This window comes from Pseudemcibacter sp. (assembly GCF_965661635.1).
Taxonomy (GTDB): Bacteria; Pseudomonadota; Alphaproteobacteria; order Sphingomonadales; family Emcibacteraceae; genus Pseudemcibacter.
The window spans coordinates 21,697-28,750 of sequence record NZ_CBFIEP010000084.1 but is presented as its reverse complement, the minus strand read 5'-3'; the positions used below and the strand labels follow the sequence as shown (position 1 = coordinate 28,750).

Below are 7,054 nucleotides of genomic sequence, written 5' to 3'. Positions count from 1 at the left end.
TAAAGACAAAGGTTTTGATCTAGTTATCAATGTCCGTGAGTTTAATGAAGATCTCGGGTTTGATGAAAAAGCCGTCGTAGAAGAGCAGGGGATTGAATATAAACAAATTCCTTATCTAACCGAGCCTTCTTTTGAAGTAGGATTTAGCCATACTGCGCTTGAAGAAATAAAACAAGAAATTGATAAAGCATCAAAAAAGGGTAAGAAAATCTTACTTCATTGCAGCCATGGACAGCGCGTTGCATCAACATTGGGCGCCATTCTATATCGCGATTATGGCTATTCAAAAGAAGAGGCATTTAAAATGGCAACGGCGGCTGGCCTACAATCAGAATGGGGCGTGCCGCGCTATCATCAAATGATCGAAGAAACGGTTAGAAAAGTTGAACCGTTTGGCGGTTTAAAAAATGTTGTAAAATATAAAAACTTTTATATCGCGAGCCAACCAAGCCCAGAAGCCATTAGCATGATGAAAGAGCGCGGCATAACAACGGTGATTACGAACCGCGCCGCAAAAGAAAATAAAGGTTTTGAAGAACAAAAGTACGTTGAACAAGCTGGCTTGAAATTCATGCGCGCGCGTATTTATAATGACCGCTATGGCGATATTAAAGATAACAAATTAAATTTAGCGGAGCTTGAAAAAGCACTAAACCTAATTTCAGAAACCGATGACGGCGATGTTTTTGTTCATTGCGGATCCGGGGATCGTGCATCAATGATCCTTGCGGCACATTTATTCAATGTTGATAAGAACTCAGCCAAAGAAGCCCTTACCAAAGCCCGTCAGGCTGGATTAAAAAACAAAGGGATTACCGCGCAGCTCGAAATATATATGGGATTTAAGTAAATCCCATAAAAAAAGTGCCATACCCATAATGGAAATGGCACTTTGATATTTGTTTAAATTGCTATTAGGCGCTTTGTTTTCCGTCTACGACCTGATCTAGTTCAAGTTCACTTTGAACCATGTTGCGACCGTTTGCTTTTGATAAATATAGCGCTGAATCTGATTTCTGAATTAAATCATCTGCGGTCATGTTCGCATTCATACTGGCGACACCAAATGACATCGTAATGCGACCAAAATTGGCGCCCGTATTTTTATTTTTAATAATGCGTTCTGAAATTACTTTTCGAATATGATCAGCAAGTTCAATGGCATCACCAAGTTTCGCTTTAGGAAGCAGTATGGCAAATTCTTCGCCGCCGTAACGTGCTGCTGAACCTTGAAGTCCTAATTCTTTTTTGATCACATGGGCAACAACTTTTAACACTTGATCACCGATTTGGTGTCCAAAGTTATCGTTGAATTTCTTAAAGAAATCGATATCACAAAGGATAAGACATAAGTCGTGTCCGAGCTTCTTATGGTTCGTAACATATTCTTCAATTTTTTCTTCGAAAAACTTGCGGTTACCGATATTCGTTAAGGCATCCGTGCGACTTTCAATTCTGGCATTTTCTAAATTCGACTGCAGGCTTTCGATTTTAAAAGTACTTTCTTCAAGCTTACTTTCAAGTTTCTGACTTTGAGCCTGCATTTTATCAGTATCGTCAATAATTACTTTAACAATATCTTTTAATTCATTTGCTCCTTCAAAGTCGGAGAGCTTACTCATCTGTTCCATCAATGTATTTGTATGCAGACTTGTGTCTTCACCGGTTTCTTTTAAGACGGAAACGATTTTCTTTAATTCTTTTTGGAATGTCGCACCAGTTTCAACGATCGTTTTTAATTCTTTTTCAGCAGAGAAGAATTTCTCGTAAAGCTTTTCACTAAGCTCTTCGTTAAATGTCATCTTCTTTTCAATCATGCTGTCGACGACTTTGGTTAAATTCATATCGGACTTAGCAGAATAGGTATACCAAAGATGATAATTTTTCGGCGTTGGAACGACCTGATATTAGGTCATCACGCTAATAGCGTTGCTGGAATTTCCCCAGATGAATTCTTTGTCGCTATCGGATAAAAACTTAGTCATTTACTTAAGATCTCTTTTATTATTGTTTTCTAATATACGCAAATCTAGAACTAACATATCCCCCCAATTACAATGAAGTATATGAGATATATATTTAATATAAAGTTAACTACTTATAATAAGAAAAGCTGATAAAAATCAATAGCTTAGTTAAGAAAAAATTAACTATAGTTTTGTCATGTTATAATGTAATTTTTAGTAAAAAAATTGAATATATTCAACTATTTAACGTGTTAGGAAATCTGGAACATGGTCTCCCATGCCGACAATGACCTTCTTACCTTTATTAGAAACTTTTTCTTCTGAATTGATTTTTACATCGTCTTTTTGGTAATTTTTCTTAACTTTATTTACCTTTTGATTCTTTTTTGGCGACTCTTTAACGATGTTTTCGGGCAGTTCCAGAAGCGGTATATCCTTCTTCAGAAACTTAAGAAGTGCATCCAAATATTTCTTATCATATTGGGTGCTAAGGGTGAATGATTTACCCTCTTTCCCGGCGCGTCCCGTGCGTCCAATTCTGTGGATATAATCCTCTGGGATATTTGGCACATCAAAATTAAAAACGTGTCCCACATCGGGGATATCTAATCCACGGGCGGCAACATCACTGGCGACCAATATTTGTGTTTCGCCCTTTTTAAATTTGGCGAGTACTTCCATTCGCGTGTCTTGATGTAAATCACCATGAAGTTCCGCAGAGCTATATTTATGAACATTGAGCGACTTATTAACGATCTTCACTTCTTTTTTGCGGTTACAGAAAATAATCGCGTTTTTAATATCATTCTCATCCAACAAGTGACGCAGCACTTTGCGTTTTAAGCTGTCGTCGCCTCTAAACTTCACAAGTTTTTGTTCGATGGTCACGGCCGTTGTTGTTGGTGCGGAAACTTCAAATTCTTTTGGATCTTTTAAAAAGCTATCCGTAAGTTTTTTAACTCCTGGCGGCATGGTCGCGGAAAAGAAAAGTGACTGTATTTTTTTCGGCAGCATTTTACAAATGCGTTCAATATCCGGAATAAATCCCATATCAAGCATCCGGTCCGCTTCATCAACCACCAATAGCTCAACACCCGTAAGCATCACATTACCGCGTTCCATATGATCAAGCAGACGGCCTGGTGTCGCGATTAAGACATCAACACCCTTATCAAGTTTTTGTACCTGACCTTTAAAATCGGTACCACCAATAAGAAGCGCACATGTAAGCTTTGAATTTTTACCGTATTTATCAAAGCTTTCTTCCACTTGCGCGGCGAGTTCACGTGTTGGTTCTAATATTAATGACCTTGGCATGCGGGCGCGGGCGCGTCCTTGGGAGAGGATATCTATCATCGGAAGTGTAAAGCTTGCCGTTTTACCGGTACCGGTTTGAGCAATGCCAAGTATATCCCGCCCTTGCAGGGTGCTTGGAATTGTTTTCTTTTGAATGGGGGTGGGCTCTGTGTAGCCTGCTTCACTCACGGCGGCGAGTACGTTATCGCTAAGGCCCAAATATTCAAAACTCATACGGTGCTTATTTTCCTATTGATTATCTAATATACCGCGCACAATAGGGATAATCGCAGGAATGTCAACGTTTAGATCAGTCTACTAACGATCGCTTAACGCAAGCCGTACACTCAAAAACCCAAAGGTTGCGGCAAATGAACGTTTTAACCATTTTAAAACCCCGGGACGTTTGATGACATATTCATGGGCGAGGGACGCACAAAGCCCATACCCTGAAAACACAATAAAGGTTAGCAACATAAAAACCCCCGCGAGCAAAAACATGGTCGCCGTGGCGTCCGGATGTCCAACCTCAACAAATTGCGGCAGGAACGCGAGGAAAAAAAGCGACAATTTAGGATTTAAAACATTCATCAAAGTACCCTTAACTGCCGTACGCATCATAGAAACGGGCTCTTTATTTATGTCACCCTTCTTAACATCAAGCGCGCCACCATCCCGCAGGATATTCCACGCCATATAAAGCATATAAAGCACACCTAAATATTTGACCACTTGAAACGCCAGCGCGCTCGTATGAAAAATCGCCGCTAATCCAATGATGCTCGCCAGCGCCGCCGGTAATATACCGACTGTGCAACCCGCCGCCGCCACAATGCTTGCGCGAAATCCGCGTCCAAGCCCAACGGCAATTGTATATAAAACACCAATGCCCGGTAACAAAATCACCGCAATCGACGTAATCAAAAATTCAATGCTCATCTATCTGTCCTTATTTAATGATCTAAACTTTAATCAACAGAATTTAAATGCGCAAATCATTTATAACTTACATGAACAGCATTGACGATAAAGGGGCCATTTCGTACCCTCGTGTTTGACTTAAAAAGGAAAAAAATATGAAATTCATTTTATCAGAAAATGCCGCGCCGCCCGGCGGCCATTATTCACAAGCGGTTAAACACAACGGTTTGCTTTATCTATCAGGCATAATTCCGATCGACAAAGACGGTAATCATATCGATGTGAATGATTTCGAAAAACAAGCAAAACAAGTGCTGATGAACGCGGATGCTATCTTAAAAGAGGCGGGGTGCACAAAAAACGATGTCCTTAAAGCCACCGTCTATGTAGCCGATATCGCCAATTGGCCCGATTTTAATAAAATTTATGCAGAATTTTTCGACGATCATAAACCCGCAAGGTGCGTGGTGCCAGTGTCAGATTTACATTATGGCTTTGGTGTTGAAGTTGAAATGATTGCGGCTTGTGAATAGAGTAGTAATTAAGTAAGTAAGTGAAACACGATTCACCTTGATTAATTTATTATGAGCGCATTAAAATCAGCAACCTATGATCCGGGAAGTTTTCGTCGTATTTTTCTTCATGGTCTTTAAACCCGACGGCGCGGTAAAAGTCGGGGGCGCCGACGTTTTCTTCGAAAACCTCGACGAGAAGCTCGCCTTTGAGATTGGCGGCGAATTCGACCAGTTTTTTACCGATGCCTTTGCCATGTAAATCCGGATCAACAAAAAGGCCGACTATCATATTATCGAAAAGGGCGAGGGTACCGACCAGTGTGCCGTTATCCATCATCACATAGCCTTCCGCCATATCAAGATAGGTATTGGCGAGCGCGTCACGCTGTTCGCTAAGCTGTTCTTCGGATAGAAAAGGGTGACCGATTTTTGTGGCGCGGTACCAAAGCCCAAGATAATCCGCCTTATGGTCATTTGAGTAGGGAATGATTTTCATTTTTATTTTCTTTTTATGTCATTCGCCGACTTGATCTGCGAATCTATTATAATTTTAGTTTTCCCAAATGGACTCGCCAATCAAGTCGGCGAGTGACCGAGTGGGGTTATTCCTTGGTGTAAACCACTTTACCGCCGAGGATGGTCATGTTGACCGTGGTGTCCATTAATGCGTTGTCAGGAACGGTTGTGATGTCCTGACTGAGGATCGCGATGTCGGCGAGCTTACCGACTTTAATCGATCCTTTGATGTCTTCCTCAAATGCGGCAATGGCGTTGCCCATGGTGTAGCTGTAAAGCGCCACATCGCGGGTATAAACTTCGCCGCCTTGGAAAATGGTGCCGTCCGATAGTTCGCGTGTTACGGAACATTTAAAGCTTGCAATCGGATCAATTTCATCAACAGGGGGATCAGTACCATTGGTGGGCGTCAGTCCCGCTTCATAAAGCGTGTTAAATAGGTAACTTCGTTCTAGCGTTCTGTCCTTGCCAAGCCTGTCTTCAACCCATGTGCCGTCGGAACATGCGAAAATGCCTTGTGCCGCTGGAATAACGCCGTATTTGGCGAAACGCGGAATATCATCCGGGTGGATTACTTGTGGATGCTCAATGCGCCAGCGCAGGTCCGCATCCGGATTGGCTTCTTTAATGGCGCCGTAAATATCCAAAAGTTCACGTGTGGCACGATCCCCAATCCCCTGAATGGCCATTTGATAGCCATATTCAAGGGCGAGGTCGGCTGATTTTCTGATGTCCTCAACGGGGACGACGTTAAGCCCGTAACTTTCTGGCATGTCTGTGTATGGCTCGAGCAACCAACCGCCATGGGTACCAAGGGCACCGTCAAGCACCTTTTCACCGATACCGCGCACGGTTAGGAAATTATTGCCATAACCAACCATACGATATTCTTCGAGCTTGCCGGGGATCGCGAGCTCTTCATAAGGAATATCAAACGCCATCCAAAGGCGGACCGGGATGCTGCCTTCGTCGGCCATTTTTTTCAGTAAATCCACTTCCGCGTATGTGGTGCCAAGGTCCTGAAATGATGTGATGCCGTATTTAAGGCTTTCTTCACCGGCGGTGATGATGGCGCGGCGCAGCTCAGCTTCGGCTTGTTCTGGTGTACGCAGTGCTTCGAATTCGGCGAATGAGGCACGGATAGCATCTTGTGCTGCTTCACGCATCATGCCTGATGGCGTGCCGTCTTCTTTCAGGACGATTTCGCCGCCCTCTGGTGGAACGGTGTCGCCTTTAATGCCGGCTGCGTCCATGGCGGCCTGATTGGCGAATACGCCGTGACCGGACGTGTGAATAAGCATTACGGGGTTATTTGGGCTTACGGCGGAAAGCTTGTCATGAATGGGAACACCGTCAACAAGGATGTCTTCCTTAACGGTCCATTTGTCCTGATGCCAGCCACGACCGACAATCCATTCGCCGGGCTCTGCGCCCTCTGCGGCGCGGGCGACTTTATCAACGATTTTCTGCCAGCTGCTGTCATATCTAAGTTCAAGGCGGTAAAAGCTGTCACCGTAGCTTGTGTAATGACCGTGTCCTTCGATGAAGCCGGGCATTGCGGTTTGTCCCGCGAGGTCAATGACTTCTGTGCTGTCACCAATCCATGCGGCGATTTCAGCGGATGAGCCAACGGCGGCAATACGGTCACCGACAATGGCGACGGCTTCGGCATTTGGCATGGCTTCTTCAACGGTTAAAACATTGCCGTTCGTTAGAACCATATCTGCTTTTGGGCCGCTGTTTTCATCGGCTGCGGGGGCGGATGACTGTTCCGATCCACATGCCGCGAGCAGCATTGTTGCCAAAATAAATGATAATTTTTTCATTATCTCTCCTTTC

At 43.5% G+C, this 7,054-nt stretch carries 6 protein-coding genes and 1 pseudogene; 2 read left to right on the top strand and 5 right to left on the bottom strand.

Annotated elements, in window-relative coordinates; all coding sequences use genetic code 11:
* Positions 1-850 (top strand): annotated as a pseudogene (locus ACTF6W_RS06110) (hypothetical protein); the annotation flags it as partial.
* A 64-nt stretch (positions 851-914) separates the two neighbouring features.
* On the opposite strand, the gene ACTF6W_RS06105 reads toward ACTF6W_RS06110, so the two are convergent.
* The 3 genes from ACTF6W_RS06105 to ACTF6W_RS06095 all read right to left on the bottom strand — a co-directional run bounded on the left by ACTF6W_RS06105 (position 915) and on the right by ACTF6W_RS06095 (position 4,202).
* The gene (locus ACTF6W_RS06105) at positions 915-1,844 is read right to left on the bottom strand and encodes a GGDEF domain-containing protein (RefSeq protein ID WP_438993661.1); all 930 of its coding nucleotides are present in this window, start codon (positions 1,842-1,844) and stop codon (positions 915-917) included.
* A 366-nt stretch (positions 1,845-2,210) separates the two neighbouring features.
* On the bottom strand, positions 2,211-3,497 hold the full coding sequence (locus ACTF6W_RS06100; RefSeq protein WP_438993660.1) for a DEAD/DEAH box helicase: 1,287 nt from the start codon (positions 3,495-3,497) through the stop codon (positions 2,211-2,213).
* Between the two features lie 84 nt (positions 3,498-3,581).
* Positions 3,582-4,202 carry a LysE family translocator gene (locus ACTF6W_RS06095; protein WP_438993659.1) on the bottom strand — a complete coding sequence of 207 codons (621 nt, stop codon included), beginning with the start codon at positions 4,200-4,202 and terminating at the stop codon, positions 3,582-3,584.
* A 137-nt stretch (positions 4,203-4,339) separates the two neighbouring features.
* Here ACTF6W_RS06095 and ACTF6W_RS06090 point away from each other — a divergent pair, with 137 nt between their 5' ends.
* Positions 4,340-4,717: a RidA family protein gene (locus ACTF6W_RS06090; RefSeq protein ID WP_438993658.1), complete on the top strand. Its 378-nt coding sequence runs from the start codon at positions 4,340-4,342 to the stop codon at positions 4,715-4,717.
* Positions 4,718-4,766: 49 nt separating this feature from the next.
* Here the strand turns inward: ACTF6W_RS06090 and ACTF6W_RS06085 are convergent, their stop codons facing one another.
* On the bottom strand, positions 4,767-5,195 hold the full coding sequence (locus ACTF6W_RS06085; RefSeq protein ID WP_438993657.1) for a GNAT family N-acetyltransferase: 429 nt from the start codon (positions 5,193-5,195) through the stop codon (positions 4,767-4,769).
* 106 nt (positions 5,196-5,301) lie between these two features.
* A complete protein-coding gene (locus ACTF6W_RS06080; RefSeq protein ID WP_438993656.1) occupies positions 5,302-7,041 on the bottom strand; it encodes an amidohydrolase in 1,740 nt (579 codons plus the stop codon).
* Positions 7,042-7,054 lie beyond the last annotated feature (13 nt).